18 protein-coding genes and 1 riboswitch are annotated in these 19296 nt (G+C 34.9%); of the genes, 2 read left to right on the forward strand and 16 right to left on the reverse strand.

Going from position 1 to position 19296, the window contains the following annotated elements; all coding sequences use genetic code 11:
• Window positions 1-184 precede the first annotated feature (184 nt).
• On the forward strand, window positions 185-940 hold the full coding sequence (locus ACN0WY_RS15305; RefSeq protein WP_417800919.1) for a DUF6348 family protein: 756 nt from the start codon (window positions 185-187) through the stop codon (window positions 938-940).
• A gap of 250 nt (window positions 941-1190) precedes the next feature.
• The gene (locus ACN0WY_RS15310; protein ID WP_417800920.1) at window positions 1191-1778 is read left to right on the forward strand and encodes a hypothetical protein; all 588 of its coding nucleotides are present in this window, start codon (window positions 1191-1193) and stop codon (window positions 1776-1778) included.
• 85 nt (window positions 1779-1863) lie between these two features.
• Here ACN0WY_RS15310 and cysM read toward each other — a convergent pair whose 3' ends face one another.
• The 16 genes from cysM to ACN0WY_RS15390 form a co-directional block, all read right to left on the reverse strand.
• Window positions 1864-2751: a cysteine synthase CysM gene (cysM, locus tag ACN0WY_RS15315; protein WP_417800921.1), complete on the reverse strand. Its 888-nt coding sequence runs from the start codon at window positions 2749-2751 to the stop codon at window positions 1864-1866.
• A gap of 19 nt (window positions 2752-2770) precedes the next feature.
• Entirely contained in the window at window positions 2771-3514 is a 744-nt protein-coding gene (gene epsC, locus ACN0WY_RS15320) for a serine O-acetyltransferase EpsC (protein WP_330486536.1), read from the reverse strand.
• 24 nt (window positions 3515-3538) lie between these two features.
• Entirely contained in the window at window positions 3539-3874 is a 336-nt protein-coding gene (locus tag ACN0WY_RS15325; RefSeq protein ID WP_417800922.1) for a ferredoxin, read from the reverse strand.
• A 136-nt stretch (window positions 3875-4010) separates the two neighbouring features.
• Window positions 4011-5066 carry an NAD(P)/FAD-dependent oxidoreductase gene (locus tag ACN0WY_RS15330; RefSeq protein WP_330486534.1) on the reverse strand — a complete coding sequence of 352 codons (1056 nt, stop codon included), beginning with the start codon at window positions 5064-5066 and terminating at the stop codon, window positions 4011-4013.
• Between the two features lie 7 nt (window positions 5067-5073).
• A complete protein-coding gene (locus ACN0WY_RS15335) occupies window positions 5074-5649 on the reverse strand; it encodes a precorrin-2 dehydrogenase/sirohydrochlorin ferrochelatase family protein (RefSeq protein WP_417800923.1) in 576 nt (191 codons plus the stop codon).
• A complete protein-coding gene (cobA, locus tag ACN0WY_RS15340) occupies window positions 5649-6416 on the reverse strand; it encodes a uroporphyrinogen-III C-methyltransferase (RefSeq protein ID WP_417800924.1) in 768 nt (255 codons plus the stop codon). Before cobA ends, ACN0WY_RS15335 begins: the two co-directional genes overlap by 1 nt.
• Window positions 6417-6430: 14 nt before the next feature.
• Window positions 6431-8533, reverse strand: a complete 2103-nt coding sequence (locus ACN0WY_RS15345) for a HEPN domain-containing protein (RefSeq protein WP_417800925.1) — start codon at window positions 8531-8533, stop codon at window positions 6431-6433.
• A gap of 37 nt (window positions 8534-8570) precedes the next feature.
• Complete coding sequence (locus tag ACN0WY_RS15350) at window positions 8571-8921, reverse strand: 4Fe-4S dicluster domain-containing protein (protein WP_417800926.1); 351 nt, start codon at window positions 8919-8921, stop codon at window positions 8571-8573.
• A 13-nt stretch (window positions 8922-8934) separates the two neighbouring features.
• Window positions 8935-10182 (reverse strand): sulfate adenylyltransferase subunit 1, encoded by a 1248-nt coding sequence (locus ACN0WY_RS15355; RefSeq protein ID WP_417800927.1) that lies wholly within the window; start codon window positions 10180-10182, stop codon window positions 8935-8937.
• 179 nt (window positions 10183-10361) lie between these two features.
• Entirely contained in the window at window positions 10362-11267 is a 906-nt protein-coding gene (gene cysD / locus ACN0WY_RS15360; RefSeq protein WP_415415804.1) for a sulfate adenylyltransferase subunit CysD, read from the reverse strand.
• Between the two features lie 10 nt (window positions 11268-11277).
• Window positions 11278-11886: a phosphoadenosine phosphosulfate reductase family protein gene (locus ACN0WY_RS15365; RefSeq protein ID WP_408028000.1), complete on the reverse strand. Its 609-nt coding sequence runs from the start codon at window positions 11884-11886 to the stop codon at window positions 11278-11280.
• Between the two features lie 11 nt (window positions 11887-11897).
• Window positions 11898-12152, reverse strand: coding sequence for a DUF2061 domain-containing protein (locus ACN0WY_RS15370; protein WP_408027559.1), 255 nt, complete (start codon window positions 12150-12152; stop codon window positions 11898-11900).
• Window positions 12153-12269: 117 nt separating this feature from the next.
• Entirely contained in the window at window positions 12270-12677 is a 408-nt protein-coding gene (locus ACN0WY_RS15375) for an Rrf2 family transcriptional regulator (RefSeq protein ID WP_330486526.1), read from the reverse strand.
• A gap of 23 nt (window positions 12678-12700) precedes the next feature.
• The gene (locus ACN0WY_RS15380) at window positions 12701-13867 is read right to left on the reverse strand and encodes an O-succinylhomoserine sulfhydrylase (protein ID WP_417800928.1); all 1167 of its coding nucleotides are present in this window, start codon (window positions 13865-13867) and stop codon (window positions 12701-12703) included.
• Between the two features lie 301 nt (window positions 13868-14168).
• Window positions 14169-17567 carry a bifunctional aspartate kinase/homoserine dehydrogenase I gene (gene thrA / locus ACN0WY_RS15385; protein WP_417800929.1) on the reverse strand — a complete coding sequence of 1133 codons (3399 nt, stop codon included), beginning with the start codon at window positions 17565-17567 and terminating at the stop codon, window positions 14169-14171.
• A 133-nt stretch (window positions 17568-17700) separates the two neighbouring features.
• A complete protein-coding gene (locus ACN0WY_RS15390) occupies window positions 17701-18993 on the reverse strand; it encodes an O-acetylhomoserine aminocarboxypropyltransferase/cysteine synthase family protein (RefSeq protein WP_417800930.1) in 1293 nt (430 codons plus the stop codon).
• Between the two features lie 131 nt (window positions 18994-19124).
• Window positions 19125-19238, reverse strand: a riboswitch (SAM riboswitch).
• Window positions 19239-19296: the final 58 nt, after the last annotated feature.

Consider the following 19296-nt stretch of genomic DNA (forward strand, 5'->3'; position numbering starts at 1 on the left):
AACCTTACTCTACGCTTTTTTCTTTCTGGTTTTTATTACTAAATTTAAACAATTGCTAACTTAAGATGTATAACCGCGATTACGGCGGGTTAGACTGCTTTAAAATTCACTCGAAATTGCTAACATAAGTGTTAAACTGAAAAACAAAGTAAACTTAACCATTATAACCAATTAAAGAAACTGAATGGGAATATTTGACTTTTTAAAACCAAAAAAGATAGAAAAACAGATAGATATAAATACTTATCTATTACATGAGTTAAAAAAAAGCATTGAAGAAAAAGGAAATACCGTAGAGTTTTCAACTCAATATGCTGCTATAATAGTTAATTCGGAGATTGAAATAGCAACAGCAATTATACCTGGAGATTTTCATCCTTCATTGTTACCTTTATTAATAATAACTATTAACAAAGAATATTTTCCTAATGGAATTGAATCTAGCATAGTAGGGTTAGGAAATACTACTGAGCAAAAAGTTAAATCTGCTATAGAAAATTATTTATCAAACATATTTCTTCCAATTTTAGATAGCTTTACAGATAGTCACTTGGAAGAATTTGATTTCAAATCTAGCTCGGCAGGCAGAGAAATACTTTGGCATCCAAAAATGAGTCAAAATTTATTTCAAGGAAAATGGATTGAAACTCACACCGAAATAAATTTATATTCAATTGTAGAAAGTCAATTGAAAAACAAGCTTTCTGACAAAAAATTAAACTGGTTGAAACTCTATATTTCTCGTCAACCAGATGGAACAATTTCTGGTGAATGTCTGTTAAATAATGAAGTTTGGGAGAAAGGATATTACCTTTTAGAAAATTATGCAAAAACCTGGAAAGATAATGGAGAGTTTTTAGGACACAAGCAGTTTATCATGTTTAGAAGATGTGATGCTTTTGATGCAAGTATTGAAACTTATGAAAATTCAATGATCTAAAACAAATATTCATATTCTAAAAATAATCAGTTTGAAAAAGCTGTTTTTATGTGTGGGGTAGCTCACAGGCATTCAATTATTGAAAAAGTCAAAATTTTTAACGACAATGAAAAAATAAATATGAATTGGTTAGTTTATGGAAGTTAAAACCTATTAAAAATCTTCACATAACAATATATAACCAAAAATTAATAACTTTCTTCACTAAATAGCAGTTATACAAGACTGTCCCTATTACTTAAAAAACCATATGAAACTATTTAACTTTATTATTTATTACTGTATAGTAACCTGTATTCTTACTTTATTAAGTTCATTTTCTAGTAATGACTATGATTATATAAGTATCGGTTTAAGTGTATTTGGAATCGTAGTTTGTGCTATATCAAAATATTATAAAGAGAACTTAATTTTACTGATATTAATTTGGTACTTATCCGCTTCTTTTATCAATGAAGCTGTGAACATTAATTTTCTGATATCTTTATCGTCAAATATTTATATGTCAATAGGTAAAATAGGTTTTGCTTTTAACATATTCTACATAATACCTTCTATTCTAATTATCATTTATTATAGTCAATTATCTTTCTTAAATAAAAAATTAAAAGGAATTGTGCACACTGAATCTAGCCAAATACCCTTTGGAACAGCAATTGAATTTGAATTAAATGATTTCAAGGATAAAAAATTAAAAGGTGTTACTGATATGAAGATAGAAGGAGAAATTTTTGACAAGATTTCTTTTGAAAAAATAAAAGATTCTAATACTTCTTTAGCTACAATTGAAATTTATAATGAGCATAAAAAGCTAGGTGCTACAATAAAGCTTAATTAAATATATTTTTTTAAAGAAGTATTTGTATGAATAAAAATTCCCGCCTAAGCGGGAATTTCTATATTATAAAATAAGTAAAGACAATCTACTGAAACAAATCCGAAGATAAATAACGATCACCTCTATCACAAATCACCGCTACAATTACGCCTTTATCAATCGTTTGGGCTATTTCTAGCGCTGCATGTACCGCTCCTCCACTACTCATTCCTGCAAAAACACCTTCTTCTTGTGCTAGTCTTCGCGTCATATTTTTCGCATCGCTTTCGTCTAGCTCTACCACTTGATCTACCTTACTTTTGTTAAAGAATTTTGGTTGATAGGCTGGTGTCCACTTACGAATTCCTGGTATTCTAGCTCCATCTTTAGGCTGTGCTCCTATAATTTGTACTTCAGGGTTTTGTTCTTTTAAATAGGTAGAAACTCCCATAATGGTTCCTGTGGTTCCCATGGCAGATACAAAATGAGTTATTGCTCCCTCTGTATCATTCCAAATTTCTGGACCTGTAGTTTTATAGTGTGCTTTCCAGTTATCGGTATTTTCAAACTGATTTAGCATAAAATACCCTTTTTTATAGCGTAATTCTAAGGCGACATCTCTAGAACCTTCAATACCTTTTTCTGCATCCGTTAAAATAACCTCAGCTCCGTAAGCACGCATCGTTTTTACACGTTCTTCTGTAGAGTTTTCTGGCATCACCAATACCATATTTACGCCTAATACTTTTGCCATGAGTGCTAACGCAATTCCCGTGTTTCCACTAGTTGCTTCTACTAAATAGTCTCCTGGACGGATATTTTTCCTTTTAATAGCTTCAGCAATCATATTAAAAGCCGCTCTATCTTTTACACTTCCACCTGGGTTATTTCCCTCTAGTTTTAATAATAGTTTTACGCCTTCTTTTTGAAGAATGTTTGAAACTTCTATGAGTGGCGTATTCCCTATACTATCTATAATTGTTTTAGTTTTCATGGTTGATTTTGTACCTACATCATTTAACATAGGATTTTCTAGTGGTTATTTTATTTTCTGACTCATAGGTTACAATAGATCCTTTGGGTACAGAGGTGGTTACGCAAACATTTGCGCCTATTACGCTATCGCTGCCTATTACTACATCGCCCCCTAAAATAGTTGCGTTGGCATAAATGGTTACATTATTTTCAATCGTTGGATGTCTTTTTGTGGAAGCTAATTCTTTTTTTACTTGAATTCCTCCTAGGGTAACTCCTTGATAAATTTTTACGTTTTCTTTAATAATGGTAGTCTCTCCAATCACAATTCCTGTTGCATGATCTATAAAAAACGAATCGCCAATAGTTGCTCCTGGATGGATGTCCGTTCCCGTTAATCCGTGTGCATATTCACTCATCATTCTTGGTAAAATCGGAATTTCCATTGTATACAATTCATGACTCAAACGATATACCGCAATCGCATGAAACCCCGGATAGGCTAAATACACTTCTCCTAAGCTTTTACAGGCGGGATCTGTTTTTTCAAATGCCTTGGCATCTAAATCTAACTTTTCTCGTATTCCACAAAATGTTTGTTGGTATACAGCCCATGCTTCCGAAGCATTTTCAACAGCTAACCCGTTTAAAATTTTCACAAACTTTTCTTTTAAATGATTTGCTTTTTCTTGACATACATCATTAAACAATGCATAAAATAATTGCTTTGTAAAGTTTGCTACATCATCTTTTAATGATAAATCGTATTGTTTGAATTGCATTTACTATTTTTTTTACAAAAATAACTAACTTTCTGGAGCTAGCTCAACTTCAAGTCCTTCTAATTCAGGTGTCATTTGAATCTGGCATCCCAATCGGCTATTTTCTTCTACATGAAATGCTTCTGCTAGCATTGCATCTTCATCATCATTCATATCTGGCAATTCATGGCTCGATTTCACATAACATTGACACGAGGCACACATGGCCATTCCTCCACAGATTCCAATAGTTCCTTCAGGAGCTAATTCGTATGATCGAACTACTTCCATTAAGTTCATTGCCATATCTGTCGGAGCAACTACCTCATGCATTACACCTTCACGGTCTGTTATTTTTATATTGATGTCTTGATTATCCATTTGTAACAATTTCTTAAAGGAATCAGTAGTTAGGTAGGCTATTTTAGTTTGGTTGGTGAAGGAGTTTTTACTTAAAACTTGTAATTACAACAAACTTATCCGCTCAACTCCTAACTACTTTCATCCTAATCCCCAATTATTGAATTGCTTTTACTACCGCTTTTGGTGCTTCTTTTCTTGTTCCGTCGAAACCGTCTACACCGCCAACAGTGGTATATTTCATTACATATTTTTTATCTGGATGGATGCGTTTATATGCACTTTGACACATGAGTGTTGCTTCGTGAAATCCACACAAAATCAATTTTAGTTTCCCTGGATAGGTATTCACATCTCCAATGGCATAAATACCTTCCACATTCGTTTGGTAATCTAAGGCATTGTTTACTTTAATAGCATTCTTTTCAATTTCTAATCCCCAGTTGGCAATAGGACCTAATTTAGGCGCTAATCCAAATAATGGAATAAAATGATCGGTATCTATCATATAAGGTTCTTTCCCTTTTTCTTCTACTACAACACCTGTTACATGATTTTCTCCTAATACTGCTTTTACCTCAGCAGGTGTAATTAAGTTTATCTTGCCTAAATTCTTTAACTCTTGAACTTTTTCTACAGAGTCTAACGCTCCTCTAAACTCGTTTCTTCGGTGAATTAAGGTTACCGATTTTGCTACATCTGTTAAGAAAATAGACCAATCTAATGCAGAATCTCCACCTCCAGCAATTACCACATCTTTATCACGGTACAATTCTGGTTCTTTAATCATGTACTCCACTCCCTTGTCTTCAAAATCAGCAATGTTAGGAATCGGTGGCTTACGAGGTTCAAAACTTCCCAGTCCTCCTGCAATAGCTACCACAGGTGCTTGGTGTTTGGTTCCTTTATTGGTGGTTACGATAAACGTTCCGTCATCTTGCTTCTCAATAGTATCTGCACGTTCCCCTAAAGTAAATCCAGGTTCAAACTGCTTGATTTGCTCTAGTAAGTTCTTTGTTAAATCTCCTGCTAAGATCTCTGGATATGCTGGAATATCGTAAATAGGTTTCTTCGGATAAATTTCTGAACACTGCCCTCCTGGTTGTGGTAAGGCATCAATTAAATGACAACGTAATTTTAACAATCCTGCTTCAAAAACGGTGAATAGCCCTGTAGGACCTGCTCCAATAATTAATATATCTGTTTGTATCATTTCTACTCTATTTCACTAAACTCTCTGTCAGTTTATTTAATGTTTCTACTTTATGTTCAAAGTTTCCTTTGATGGTTTTTCTATAACTATTTAGGTTTTGTACTAATTGATTGATGTCTTCTGGAATTACTTCTTCAAAAAACTGACGCAATCTTTTAGCGGTCGTGGGTGATTTTCCATTGGTTGAAATGGCTACTTTTACGTTTCCTTTAGTAACAATTCCCCCCATATAAAAATCACAGTATGGTGGATTATCGGCTACATTTACCAGTTTATTTTGGTTCCTACAATCTTTATACACTTGTATATTTACTTCAGGAACATCGGTTGTCGCAATCACCAGATATTTTCCCTGCAAATAGGTATCATTATAACTATCTGTTATTCTAGTAACTTTACCTTTTTGAGCCATAGCAATGGTTTCTTCTCTAAAAAAAGGAGCTACCATGGTTACCTCAGCATCTGGACTCGATTTTAATAAAAATCGTAGCTTTTCTTCTGCAACAAACCCTCCTCCAACTATTAGTACTTCCAAGCTTGCTGTTTTTAAAAAGATAGGATATAAGTTATTTCTTTCTTCCATTATACCACCTCTTTTAAAGCTACTTCTTGTTGTACTTGTAGTAATTGCTGTCTGTGATTTACCACATCTCCTAACAAAATAATAGCAGGATTACTCAAGTTATTTTTAGCAACTACTTCTTCTATCGTATCTACGGTACCAATTCCTATTTTTTCTTCAGGAGTTGTTCCGTTTTGAATAATAGCTACCGGTAATTCGTTCTTCCCTTCTGCCTTAAAAAGCTGAATGATTTCAGAGAGCTTACCCATTCCCATTAAAATAACAACCGTTGCACTTGATTTTGCTGCCAAGGCAACATCATTTGATAATTGGTGCTGTTTTGTAGTTCCTGTAATGACCCAAAAACTTTCTGAACTTCCTCTTTTTGTCAACGGGATATTCTGATAAGCTGGTACCGCTAACGATGAAGAAATCCCTGGTACTACAGCAACCTTTAATCCATGTTTTGCGGCATATTCCATTTCTTCTGCTCCTCTACCAAAAATAAAAGGGTCACCTCCTTTTAAACGCACTACATGTCCGTGAGAAAATCCTCTCGCAACAATCAACTCATTGATTTGTTCTTGTTGATAACGGTAACACCCTCTTCTCTTTCCTACAAAAATGACTTCTGCATTCGGATTCACATATCCTAACAGTTCGTTATTCACCAATGCATCGTACAATACCACATCGGCTTGCTCTAATGCTTTAATGGCTTTTAAGGTGATTAAATCAATATCTCCTGGTCCTGCTCCTACTACGGTTAATTTCGGTTGATTTTTCATTGGACTCTCCTTTTTTAACTTTCTACGGCTACTTTTCGGTAGGCATCAACTGTTTTATAAAATGATGCTGCTTCTTCTACATACTTTTTTGCAAAAGCTTCCGTAGGTTCATTTTTATTGATTTGATAAATCAATGCTGCAAATGAACTTGATACTTCTATTTTATTTGTTGCTACAAACAGTTCATCAAAATTGGTAATGATTCCTGCTTGTGTATTGGTTTTTGCTCCTTCTGCTGTTAACAAGGCTTTAGCTGTGTTTACCATAGCTGCATAAGCGTGGTAAATACTATCTGACCATTGTTGATTATTCAAGGCCTGTGAAGCATTTTCTAGCTTTTCTTCACTTTCAAACAGTAAGGTTGCTACTAAGTCTATCACCACTCCTGCACATTCTCCTACTCCTATGGCTTTTACATAGTTTTTATCGTGTCCCCAATCAATAAAATCATCTTCTGTTAAATTGGTAGTGTCTGATAATTCTTTTAACAGCTCATAGAAATATGTTTTTCCTTGTCTATCATAATAGTTTAGGAAATCTTCATTTGCTTGTTTATGTCTTTCGAAGTCGTTTAATAAGATTCGTAAAGATTCTGGTCCTCTTTTACTTGGGATTTTAATCAACTTATCTGCAAAACGACCATTTCCGCCACCTAAAACTCCTCCTCCAACTAATACTTGTAAAGCAGGTGCTAATAACTTCCCTACTTTTATTGACATTCCTTGAAAACCAATATGTGCCATGTTGTGTTGTCCACAAGCATTCATACATCCACTAATTTTAATAGTGATGTCTTTGTTATTTACATACTGTGGATATTCTGCTTTTAACACACGTTCTAACTCTGCTGCAATTCCTGTACTACTAGCAATACCTAGGTTACACGTATCCGTTCCCGGACATGCAGTGATATCATTCAAACTATTATATCCTGCGTCTGCAAAACCTAATTTTTGTAATTCTGTATAGAAAAATGGTAAAAACTCTTCTCTTACATGACGAATCAAGATATTTTGACGTAGCGTAAAACGTAACTCATTCGCTCCATATTTCTTTATTAAATCTGCTAACAAACGTGCTTTATCTGTATAAAAATCCCCTAAATGTACTTTGATACCTATCGCGTATAGTCCATCTTGCTTTTGTTTGAAAACATTCGTTGTTTTCCAGTTTTGATACGCTTCTTCATCTTCAATTACTACAGATGGAACTTCGTTGGTTTCAAAAACAATGTCTTGTTCAAAATCGGTAGTATCTATCGGATACGTTTTACATGCTAATGCGGCTCTTTCAGCAGCTACTAATTCTAAGAAAGCATCTACACCTAAATCTTTCACTAAAAATTTTAAGCGAGCTTTGGCTCTTTTAGCACGTTCTCCATAACGATCAAATACACGTAACACACCTTCAATAGTAGGAATTAGTACTTCTGCTTCTAAAAACTCATAAATTACATCGGCATGACGCGGTTGTGAACCCAATCCTCCAGCTAATAATACCTTGAATCCTTTTACTTCTTTACCATCAACTGTTTTCGTTTTAGCAATAAACCCTAAATCGTGAATAAAACTCAACGCAGTATCTTCTTCTGTAGCTGAGAAAGACATTTTGAACTTTCTTCCCATTTCCTGACAGATTGGGTTGCGTAAGAAAAACTGGAAAGTAGCATGTGCATACGGTGTTACATCAAACGGTTCTTTCGCATCGATTCCCGCAGTTTCTGAGGCCGTTACATTACGTACTGCATTACCACATGCTTCACGCAACGTAATATCGTCTTTCTCTAACTGTGCCCATAACTCAGGGGTTCTGTCTAAACTTACATGATGAATTTGAATATCTTGACGTGTGGTAATGTGTAAACGCCCTCTTGAATATTCATCAGAAACATCTGCTATTCTGTGTAATTGTTCACTTGTAACTTTACCATACGGTAATTTTATACGAATCATTTGTACCCCAAACTGACGTTGCCCGTAAATTCCTCTGGCTAAACGTAAGCTTCTAAAACGTTCTTCATCTATTTTTCCTTCGTTAAACAAACGTATTTTACGTTCTAACTCTAGGATATCCTTTTCTACTAAAGGGTTTTCTATTTCTGATCTAAAACTTTGCATGTGGTTTTTTAATAGTTGTTTACTTGTAAAAGCATTGTTATTCGTTATGTAAGAACTTTTGCTTTGCTAACAATTGTTCTTCTGTTTCTACATGTGCATCATCTGGTACACAACAATCTACTGGACATACTGCTGCACATTGTGGTTCTTCATGAAATCCTTTACACTCAGTACATTTATCAGGCACTATAAAATAGTACTCGTCTGATACTGGCTCATTGTCTTCGTCTGCATTTACCGAAGCTCCATCTAGTAAGGTTACATTTCCTTGTAATGAGGTTCCTTCACTATATTTCCAGTCACTTGCTCCTTCGTAAATGGCTGTATTTGGGCATTCTGGTTCACAAGCCCCACAGTTGATGCATTCATCTGTAATGATTATTGCCATAACTTTTTATTATTTACTTGATAAAACCAACTCCTGACGTGGTATTAGTTTTGGGATTGATGATTATAAACGCTCCGTTTGCTTTATTTTCCTCATATGAATCAACAAACAATGGTTTGCTTACTTTTAAACTCACTTCTCCAATTTCGTTTAGTGATAATTGAGTTGGAGTTTCTTCTTTTCCAGAAAAATCAGTACGGATTAAAGCTGTTAGTTCTGTTATTTTTGCTTGCACATCATTTACACCATGCTTGATGTAATATTTTTGAGAAGCTTGTAATGGTGCTTTATCCATCCAACAAATAGTAGCCTCTAACTGTTTTACTACAGAAGGTTCTTCTCCTGTTTTTACCAACATATCTCCTCTACTTACATTTACATCATCTTCTAAGGTGATGTTTACAGCGCTTCCTCTCTTTGCTCTTGCATATTCTTTATCAAAAAACTGAATACTTTTTATGGTAGATTTTGTTGCTGATGGTAATACCGTTACGCTATCTCCTACTGCTAAATCACCTCCATACAATTTCCCTGCATATCCTCTGAAATCGTGATATTCGTCTGTTTTTGGACGAATAACTGTTTGCACAGGGAAACGTGCTTTTGATACTTCTTGCGTATCTTCAGACCCCAAGTTTTCAAGGTGATTCAGTAAAGTTTCTCCTTTATACCAAGGGGTGTTTTCTGAAGACTTCACAACATTATCTCCTTTTAAAGCTGAAAGAGGTATGAATGTGATATTTTGATTTTGATAATCGCTCTTCTTAGCTAGATACTCTATTTCTCCTTTAATCTGATTGAATTTTTCTTCTGAAAAATCTACCAAATCCATTTTATTTACTGCTACTATTACATCTTTTACTCTCAATAAATTATTGATAAAGAAATGACGATAAGTTTGTTCTACCACTCCATTTCTAGCATCTACCAAAATGATAGAAGCTTGTGAATTTGAAGCTCCAGTAACCATGTTTCTAGTATACTCTATATGACCTGGAGTGTCGGCTATGATAAAACTTGTTTTTGGTGTTGAAAAATAAATATGAGCTACATCAATAGTAATTCCTTGTTCACGTTCTGCTACCAATCCGTCGGTGGCTAAAGAAAAGTCTAAGTAATCAAACCCACGTTGTTTACTTTTTTCTTCTATCGCTTCTAATTTATCTTGGGTTAATGATTTTGTGTCGTATAAAATTCGCCCGATTAGTGTACTCTTTCCGTCATCTACACTTCCTGCTGTTGCTATTTTTACTACGTTCATATTTTATGTTGTTGGCGATTGGCAATTGGCCATTAGCTTTTAGCTTTTAGCTATTAGCTATTAGCTATTAGCTCTTGGCTCTTGGCTTTTAGCTATTAGCCTTTAGCACTTGCCTAGTTTTATTTTGTTATTAATTTTCATATTGCTAACAGCCAAGAGCTAATAGCAAAAAACCTTTTTTAAAAATATCCTTGTTGTTTACGTTTTTCCATCGCTGCCTCTGAGCGTTTATCGTCTATTCTTGCTCCTCTTTCTGATATGGTTGATTCTCTAATTTCATCCACCACGGTATCAATATCTATCGCATCTGACAAGACTGCTGCCGTACAACTCATGTCTCCTACTGTTCTAAAACGAACCATACGCTCTTGTACTTCTTCTTCCTCTTCTCTATACACCACTTCATCGTTTGCAGACCAGATTAACCCATCTCTAATAAAAGTGGCTCTTTTGTGAGCAAAATAAATAGATGGAATTTCAATTTGTTCTTGTTGTATATACGACCATACATCTAACTCTGTCCAGTTAGAAATTGGGAAAACACGTACGTTCTGACCTAAATCGATTCTTCCATTCAGCATATCGAATAATTCTGGACGCTGATTCTTTTCATCCCATTGACCGAAATCATCTCGTACTGAAAAAATACGTTCTTTAGCTCTTGCTTTTTCTTCATCTCTACGCGCTCCACCGATACATGCGTCAAAACCAAATTCTTCTATGGCATCTAATAACGTTTCGGTTTGTAACATGTTTCGGCTCGCGTACTTTCCTGTTTCTTCTTTTACTTTACCAGCATCAATATTATCTTGTACTTGACGAACAATTAACTCAACTCCTAATTCTTTAACTAATCGATCTCTGAATTCAATTGTTTCAGGAAAATTATGTCCTGTATCAATATGTAATAAAGGGAATGGAATTTTCGCTGGATAAAATGCTTTTTGAGCAAGTCGCACCAGCGTTATGCTATCTTTGCCCCCCGAAAACAGTAACACTGGTTTTTCAAATTGCGCGACTACTTCTCTTAATATATATATGGCTTCACTTTCTAAAGCTCCTACTTGTATCGTTTCTGTATTCATAATCCTATTTTTAAATATGTAAACCACATTCTCTGTTACTTTCTACTTTTGTGGGATCGAAGTACTTAAACTCGTTAGGTAATTGATGTTCTTCTAAATAAGTATCTAATTCCTTATCTGACCAATGGTAAAACGGACTCACTTTTAATACTCCATCCTTACTTTTTGAAACTATATCAATACTATCTCTAAAGGCTGTTTGTCCTTTTCTTAAATTGGTAAACCAAACATCTGGCTTATACTCATTCATTGCTCTTTTAAAAGGCTCTAACTTCACTTGTTCAGTAAATACAGCATGTTTAGGATCATCAACTGTTGGTAATCCTAAAGTGATATTTCTGTGTGCTACCGTTTGTTTAGGAACATACAACTGAATGTTTAACTGTAGTTTTTCAATTAACTCTTCAGCATGTTTATAGGTTTGTGGAGTATTATACCCTGTATCACACCAAATAACATCTATACTGTTTTTTACTGATGATACTGCATGTAAAATTGCTCCTTCATAGGGACGAAAGTTTGTTGTTACTACAGCTTTATTAGCTTGTAATAATGCCCAAACAATAATCTCTTTTGGAGATTTGTTTTTTAACTCTGCGTTTACTACTTCTAAATTCATTGTTTCTATACTCATTTTTTGCCCCATTTAATACTGTTCCAAACTCTTTCGTGAAAAAAATACAATAGCATTTTTGTTACTAATTCTATAGCTCCAATTGAAAAAGCTGTTTTTACTTGCCCTGTAATTATCCATGATATTAGTATTGTATCTATGGTTCCAACAACTCTCCAACTTATTGATTTTACAATGCTTCTTATTGGTTTTTCAGAAAGCTTATCTTCCTTGTAATTTGTTTTATTTTCTACTACTTGTTCTACAATCATTTTTAAAATACCATTACCCTATCGGAATACTAGGTTTTAAGTTGACAAATATACAGATGCTTTTTAATTCTCCAAGGAGAAATCAAAAAAATATTTGAGTTTTACAATTTGTTAATACTACACTAAATCTGCAAGTGTATTATTACGAAGTACTTGTAGCGTATTATCTCTTACTTGAATCATTAATTTGTGTACTGAACATGCTTCTTCATCAGGGCAGTCATCACATTTTTCATAATAATTCAAACTAACACAGGGTACCATAGCAATGGGACCTTCTAGTGTTCTAATAACATCAGTCATTTTAATTTCATTGGCTGGTTTTAGCAAATAATAGCCTCCACCCTTTCCTTTTTTGGCTCCTAAAACTCCTGATTTTCGTAAGGTAAGTAATATGCTTTCTAAAAACTTGTGCGAAATATTTTCGTTTTCTGAAATGGTAGCTATTTGTACCATAGTACCCTTTTCTTGTTTTGCAATAAAAGTAAGCGCCTTAATTCCGTATTTTGTTTTCTTAGAAAGCATATTACAAATATATGCTTTACTTCTTAATTATTTAATGCTTGATTTAAATCGTTAATTACATCTTCTACGTTTTCTAATCCCACCGAACATCGTACTAAACCATCAGTAATTCCTACCTCTAATCGATCTTCTTCACTTAACTTACTATGTGTGGTTGATGCTGGATGTGTTACAATGGTTCTGGTGTCTCCTAAATTTGCTGATAATGAGCATAGTTGAATACTATTCAAAAATTTACGTCCTGCTTCGATACCTCCTTGGATTTCAAAAGCAACAACGTTTCCTCCCAATCGCATTTGCTTTTTTGCAATTTCATGCTGCGGATGCGATGTTAAAAATGGATATTTCACCAAGTTCACCTTTGGATGTTCTTCTAAAAACTGCGCTACTTTCAAGGCGTTTTCACAATGTTTTTCTACCCGGATTGCTAAGGTTTCTAAGCTCTTAGACAACACCCAAGCATTGAATGGAGACATTGCAGGACCTGTATTTCTTGAAAATAAATAGATTTCTCTTATCAAGTCCTCTTTTCCTACGGTTACGCCTCCTAAAACACGTCCTTGACCGTCTATTAGTTTTGTGGCTGAATGAATTACCAAATCGGCACCGAATTTAATGGGATTCTGTAAGTAAGGTGTTGCAAAGCAATTATCTATCACCAACAATAAATTGTGCTTCTTTGCTATACTTCCTAACAACTCTAAATCTAAAATATCTACGGCCGGATTGGTTGGAGTTTCTGCATACAATATTTTGGTATTTGGTTGAATTAAGCTCTCGATTTTATCAACTTCGGTAATTTTAAAATAACTTGTTTCAATATTCCACTTTGGTAAATATTTGGTAAACAAACTATGTGTTGAACCAAAAACAGAGCGACACGATACTATATGATCTCCCGCATTTAACAGAGCGCCAAAAGTTGAAAACACCGCTGCCATACCGGTTGCAAATGCATATCCTGCTTCGGCACCTTCCATAGTCACTATTTTATCGACAAATTCTGTGGTATTCGGGTTTGAAAATCGACTGTATAGGTTTCGTTGCTTTTCTTCAGCAAACGACGCTCTCATATCTTCAGCATCGTCAAATACAAAACTTGAAGTTAAGTATAAAGGTGTAGAATGTTCTGAAAATTGTGAACGTTGTGTTTGCGTTCGTATGGCTTGGGTTTCAAAATTTTTGCTCATGTTGTTTTTTTAGATGTTTGTCCGCTTCGCTGTCAGGTAAAAGAATCAAGATTTATAGCTCTTAATTCTTGTATCTTTTTGCTCTGCTCTATTTTTGAGGTTCTTCTTTCTAAGTTTTCTATTCCTTTTTTTCTGATGTCACTTCAAATAAAATTATTGGAATGAAATAATTTTGTATCGAGAAGTATTCTAATCGTTCTCGATACAATTTTTACTTCGTTAACACTCCATAAAAATCACTCGAACTGACAAAGGCTTTTGCAAATCTTATCTCTATTTTCTTGGTTCTTGTTTCTTTCTACTAATTATTATTCTTTGCTAATCGTAAGATGTCTCCAAATACGCCTCTAGCGGTTACTTTAGATCCTGCTCCTGCTCCTTGAATTACGATAGGTTGTTCTCCATAAGATTCTGTGTAAATCTCAAAAATGGCATCAGATCCTTTTAAACTTCCTAAAGGCGAACTCTCTGGTACAGAGACTAACTTTACATCCAATTCTCCTTTTGATTGTTGTAAGTCTCCGTGTAAATCTCCGATATATCTCAGTACGTGTTTCTCTTCCTGTGATTCTTTTTGCTGTTGAAATGTAGCATCTAGTTTTTCTAAGTTTCCTAAAAACTCTTCCGAAGAGACTTCTCTGAACTCCTCTGGAATCAAGTTTTCTATATGAATATCATTAAACTCGTTTTCTAAATCTAATTCACGTGCTAAAATCAATAGTTTTCTGGCAACATCATTTCCACATAAATCCTCACGAGGGTCGGGTTCAGTAAACCCGCTGTCAATTGCTTCTTGTAATACGGTTGAAAACGGCACGTCTTCCGAAGAAAATTTATTAAACAAATAACTTAAGGATCCTGAAAACACCCCTCTAATTCTCGTGATATTTTCTCCTGAATCGTGTAACAGTTTAATCGTATCAATCAATGGTAACCCTGCCCCTACATTCGTTTCGTACAAGTAACTCTTCTTATTTTTATCTAAGGTTTTACGTAGTTTTTTATAAAAATCGTACGAAACGGTATTCGCTATTTTATTAGAGGAAACCAAATCGAACCCTGCATTGACTAACGGAATGTAATTTTCTATAAAGTCTACACTTGCTGTATTGTCTACCGCAATTAAGTTTTCTAAATGATGTTCTTTAGCATAGTCAATTACACTATCAACGGTATGCTTATCTTCTACTGCTTTTTCAAGCTCATTCGACCAATTAGTTCCAACTCCATTTTTTGCTAACAACACTTTTTTAGAGTTCGCAATCGCAAAAATGTTCAGGTGAATTTTACGTCTTTCTAAAATTGATTTTGAATTTTCTAAAATTTGTTCAATCAAGGTTCCGCCAACTAATCCTTTACCAAAAACAGCGATGTTGATTTTTTTCGCCACTCCAAATACCTGACCGTGAATCACATTCAACGCCTTGTGTAACTGCTCTTTCTTCACTACCAAGCTCACATTTTTACCTGTAATGGTATTGTTGAACAACAAGGGAACTATTTGATTTTTAATCAAAGCGTTATATGGGTGATGAAACTCGCTTAAATCTTGCCCTATGATTGAAATTACCGATACTTCTTCTTGAATCGAAATCTGATTGACATCTTTTGTTTGTAAATCATTTTCAAACTCTTGTTCCAAAGCTTTTACCGCTGCTACTGCATTGCTTTTATCAACCACCAAACCAATTCCTCTTTCTGAAGAACCTTGTGAGATAATGCTCACGCTAATTCCGTGATTGCTCAATGCTTTAAAAATACGTGCATCCACGCCTACTTTTCCTAGTAACCCTCTTCCTTCGAAGTTTATCAAAGCAACCTTGTCTAATACTGATAAGGATTTGATTCCTTTTGAAGTTGATTTTGCGGTAATCAACGTACCATTATCGTTAGGATTGAAGGTGTTTAATATTCGAAGGTTGATATTCTTCTCTAATAACGGAATGATGGTTTTCGCATGCAAAATAGTAGCTCCGAAGTTGGCCAATTCATTTGCCTCAGAAAAAGATAACTCTTCTATTTTTTTAGCATCCGCTACCAAATCAGGATTGGCAGTGAAGATTCCATCTACATGCGTGTAGTTTTGCAGTTCTTCGGCGTCTAAATAGTTCGCTAACAACGAGGCAGTGTAATTACTTCCGTTTCTACCTAAAGTCGTCGTTTCATTTTTTAAATTCGAGGCTATAAATCCAGCTACCACATTCACAGTTGTTCCGTTGTACTGTTTAAAGTGATTTAATACATTTTCTTTAGATACCTCAACTATTGATTCTCCTTTTCCTACTGTCTCATCTGTTTTTAATAAGCTTCTAGCATCGGTAGCTAGGGCGTTGATTCCTTTTTGCTGTAATAAATCGGTTACTGTTTTTATAGACAATAGCTCTCCTTGTGCTAGTACTTCATCTTTTATCTTTTGACTATAATCACCTAACAAACTCACTCCTTCAAACAACTTTTCTAAGCGATTAAATTCTGTAGAAAAATCTACTAACGGAGTTAATTTTGTTTGTTCGTATTTAAACGCTTCTAATTGTTCTTTAAAAGCTTCATTCTTAGTAGCCCTTTCTAAAAGCTCCTCTAACTCATCTGTAGCATTGCCTCTTGCTGAGACTACTACAGCTATCTTTTCTCCTTCGTTTATTTTTTGTTCTATGATTGATACTACCTTTGGTATGCCTTCATTCGACAAAGATTTTCCGCCAAACTTTAAAATTTTCATTCTTTTATGGGTTGATTTTTGATTGAATATTGGTTCAATCATTTTTTCTAATTGTTTGTATTCTATTAAGAAAGCATCATGCCCATGATCTGAATTAATTTCATTGTAGGTTACATTTGCATGGGCCGATGCCAGTTGTTTGTGTGTTTCTCTGTTTTCTTCCGCAGTAAAAAACAAGTCAGAATCTACGCCAACGATATGGATCTCTGCTTCAATGGTTTCTAACACATCTAATCCTTCCCTTCCTTTCGTTACATCGATGGTTTTTAATAACTGATTCATCAATCTATAGGAGGCTAACTGATAGCGCTCTTGTAATTTTTTTCCGTGATGTAACAACCAACTTTCTACATTAAAAATCTGTAACTCTTCGTTTTTTGAGCGTTGAAAACGTTTTTTAAACGACTCGGGCGTTCGATAACACAACATAGCATGCATACGCGCATCGTGCACCGGATTGCTAGAATTGGTTAAAAACTGCTCTTGTATTTGGCAATTGGCTATTAACCAATCAGTCGATTTCCAATCGGTTGCAATCGGAATTAAATGTTGTGTTATATTCGGATTCAACACTGCCATTTCCCAAGCGATTCCACCACCTAAAGATCCTCCTATCAACGCATATAATTGGGTAATATTAAGTTGTGCTAGCCCTTGTAGAAAAATGTTTGCAATATCACGTGCTACGAAACTTTTGTAATTATCTATTAAGAAATTATCATAGCCATTTCCTGGAATGTTAAAGCACAAAATGGTATACTCATTCGTATCTATAACTTTGTCTTCCCCTATTAAATCTTGCCACCAACCATCGTTTCCTGCAACATTACTATTGCCTGTGAGTGCATGATTAATCAACACCACAGGAGCGGTACCCAATGCTTTTCCGAAGGTTTGATAGCTTACTGGAATGGTGTCGAATTGTGTACCGCTTATGGTGGTATAACTAAGAATATGAATATGCTTCAAATCACTTTTCATTATTGATATCTTTATGGGCGTTCCCCTAAAGGGTCGGGCTTTCCGTTATATCTTTTGTTGATCCTCGATACTTGCTTCGCAAGCTCGAACTGACAACAAAAGGATGCCACTTCAATCCCTAACGCGGTTTATTTTAAGCCAATACTTCTTTAGGAATTTGAGCAAATGCTTCTTGTAAATCGGTTTTTAAATCTTCAATATTTTCCAAACCAACTGATAAACGAATTAAGTCTTTCGTTACCCCCGTACTTTCTTGCGCTTCATCACTTAATTGTTGGTGCGTAGTACTTGCAGGATGGATAATTAAAGATTTAGTATCTCCAATATTGGCTAGTAATGAAAAGAGTTTTGTATTGTCTGCAATGGTTTTAGCGGCTTCGTAACCTCCTTTTACTCCAAAAGTTACCAATCCGCTTTGACCTTTTGGTAAGTATTCATCAGCTAAAGTTTTGTATGTATTCCCTTCCAACCCTGGATAGTTTACCCAAGCAACTTCTTCTTGTTCTTGTAACCATTTGGCAATAGACAAGGCATTTTCACTGTGTTTTTGAATTCGTATTTCTAAGGTTTCCAATCCTTGAATGATGTTGAATGCGTTTGTCGGACTCAACGCGCCTCCAAAATCACGTAACCCCTCTAAAATTAGCTTAAATGTGTACGATGCAGCTCCTAAAGCTTCGTGATATACCAATCCGTGATATCCTGCCGAAGGTTCTGTAAATTCAGGAAACTTACCATTTGCCCAGTTAAAAGTTCCAGCATCAATAATGGCTCCTCCTAACGAGTTTCCTTGTCCTCCAATGTACTTTGTTAAGGAGTGAATTACAATATTGGCTCCATGCTCTATTGGGTTTAATAAAGCTGGCGTAGCTACTGTATTATCTACAATAAAAGGCACTTCTGCTTTTTTTGCATGTGCAGATATCGCTTTTAAATCCAAGACATCTAATTTCGGATTTCCTAAAGACTCTACAAAGAAAGCTCTGGTATGCTCTTGTACAGCTTCTGCAAAACTATCTGGGTTAGATGCATCTACAAACGTAGTGGTAATGCCTAATCTTGGTAAAGTAACATTTAACAAATTATAGGTTCCTCCGTACAAACTACTCGAAGCTACGATATGATCTCCTGCTTTTAGTAGGGTTAGTAAACCTGTTGAAATGGCTGCCGTACCCGAAGCAAACACTACAGCTCCAATACCACCTTCTAAAGCAGCTAAGCGATCTTGTAAAATTTGATTGGTGGGATTGTTTAATCGGGTGTAAATAAATCCCAACTCTTTTAACGAAAATAGGTTTCCTGCATGTTCTGCATCGTTAAAAACATACGAAGTAGTTTGGTAAATAGGAACCGCTCTTGTTCCCCCATTTTGTGTTACATCATGTCCTGCGTGCAACGCGTTTGTTGCGAATTTTTGTGTACTCATTTTTCTTGTTTTTGAGTTAATAAAAAATTAAACCAAAAGCCAAAACACATCTATTTTTAGATGTTGCTTACTAGAAAAATGTTATTAAGAAATTATAAGAAGCTTCTTGTAGATATTAAAGAAACTTCTTTGGGTTATCTATCCACGAGTTTGTACACTCTGGTAGAATTTAGCACCTTCTTTGTTTGCACAAAGGGTTGCTAAGGTTTCATAGGGTCTAATCCCTCCACCTTTCTTGATAACATCGTCAATAAGTGTTTGAACTTTTACGAGCACAAATATTCAATTATAAAAATGGATTTT

The sequence above is a fragment of the Tenacibaculum sp. genome (assembly GCF_048269885.1).
Taxonomy (GTDB): Bacteria; Bacteroidota; Bacteroidia; order Flavobacteriales; family Flavobacteriaceae; genus Polaribacter.

Excerpts from the sequence above, each read along its gene's own strand:
- ACN0WY_RS15305 (WP_417800919.1), top strand. The coding sequence starts at position 185 with ATGGGAATATTTGACTTTTTAAAACCAAAAAAGATAGAAAAACAGATA.
- ACN0WY_RS15310 (WP_417800920.1), top strand. The coding sequence starts at position 1,191 with ATGAAACTATTTAACTTTATTATTTATTACTGTATAGTAACCTGTATT.
- cysM (WP_417800921.1), bottom strand. The coding sequence starts at position 2,751 with ATGAAAACTAAAACAATTATAGATAGTATAGGGAATACGCCACTCATA.
- epsC (WP_330486536.1), bottom strand. The coding sequence starts at position 3,514 with ATGCAATTCAAACAATACGATTTATCATTAAAAGATGATGTAGCAAAC.
- ACN0WY_RS15325 (WP_417800922.1), bottom strand. The coding sequence starts at position 3,874 with ATGGATAATCAAGACATCAATATAAAAATAACAGACCGTGAAGGTGTA.
- ACN0WY_RS15330 (WP_330486534.1), bottom strand. The coding sequence starts at position 5,066 with ATGATACAAACAGATATATTAATTATTGGAGCAGGTCCTACAGGGCTA.
- ACN0WY_RS15335 (WP_417800923.1), bottom strand. The coding sequence starts at position 5,649 with ATGGAAGAAAGAAATAACTTATATCCTATCTTTTTAAAAACAGCAAGC.
- cobA (WP_417800924.1), bottom strand. The coding sequence starts at position 6,416 with ATGAAAAATCAACCGAAATTAACCGTAGTAGGAGCAGGACCAGGAGAT.
- ACN0WY_RS15345 (WP_417800925.1), bottom strand. The coding sequence starts at position 8,533 with ATGCAAAGTTTTAGATCAGAAATAGAAAACCCTTTAGTAGAAAAGGAT.
- ACN0WY_RS15350 (WP_417800926.1), bottom strand. The coding sequence starts at position 8,921 with ATGGCAATAATCATTACAGATGAATGCATCAACTGTGGGGCTTGTGAA.
- ACN0WY_RS15355 (WP_417800927.1), bottom strand. The coding sequence starts at position 10,182 with ATGAACGTAGTAAAAATAGCAACAGCAGGAAGTGTAGATGACGGAAAG.
- cysD (WP_415415804.1), bottom strand. The coding sequence starts at position 11,267 with ATGAATACAGAAACGATACAAGTAGGAGCTTTAGAAAGTGAAGCCATA.
- ACN0WY_RS15365 (WP_408028000.1), bottom strand. The coding sequence starts at position 11,886 with ATGAATTTAGAAGTAGTAAACGCAGAGTTAAAAAACAAATCTCCAAAA.
- ACN0WY_RS15370 (WP_408027559.1), bottom strand. The coding sequence starts at position 12,152 with ATGATTGTAGAACAAGTAGTAGAAAATAAAACAAATTACAAGGAAGAT.
- ACN0WY_RS15375 (WP_330486526.1), bottom strand. The coding sequence starts at position 12,677 with ATGCTTTCTAAGAAAACAAAATACGGAATTAAGGCGCTTACTTTTATT.
- ACN0WY_RS15380 (WP_417800928.1), bottom strand. The coding sequence starts at position 13,867 with ATGAGCAAAAATTTTGAAACCCAAGCCATACGAACGCAAACACAACGT.
- thrA (WP_417800929.1), bottom strand. The coding sequence starts at position 17,567 with ATGAAAAGTGATTTGAAGCATATTCATATTCTTAGTTATACCACCATA.
- ACN0WY_RS15390 (WP_417800930.1), bottom strand. The coding sequence starts at position 18,993 with ATGAGTACACAAAAATTCGCAACAAACGCGTTGCACGCAGGACATGAT.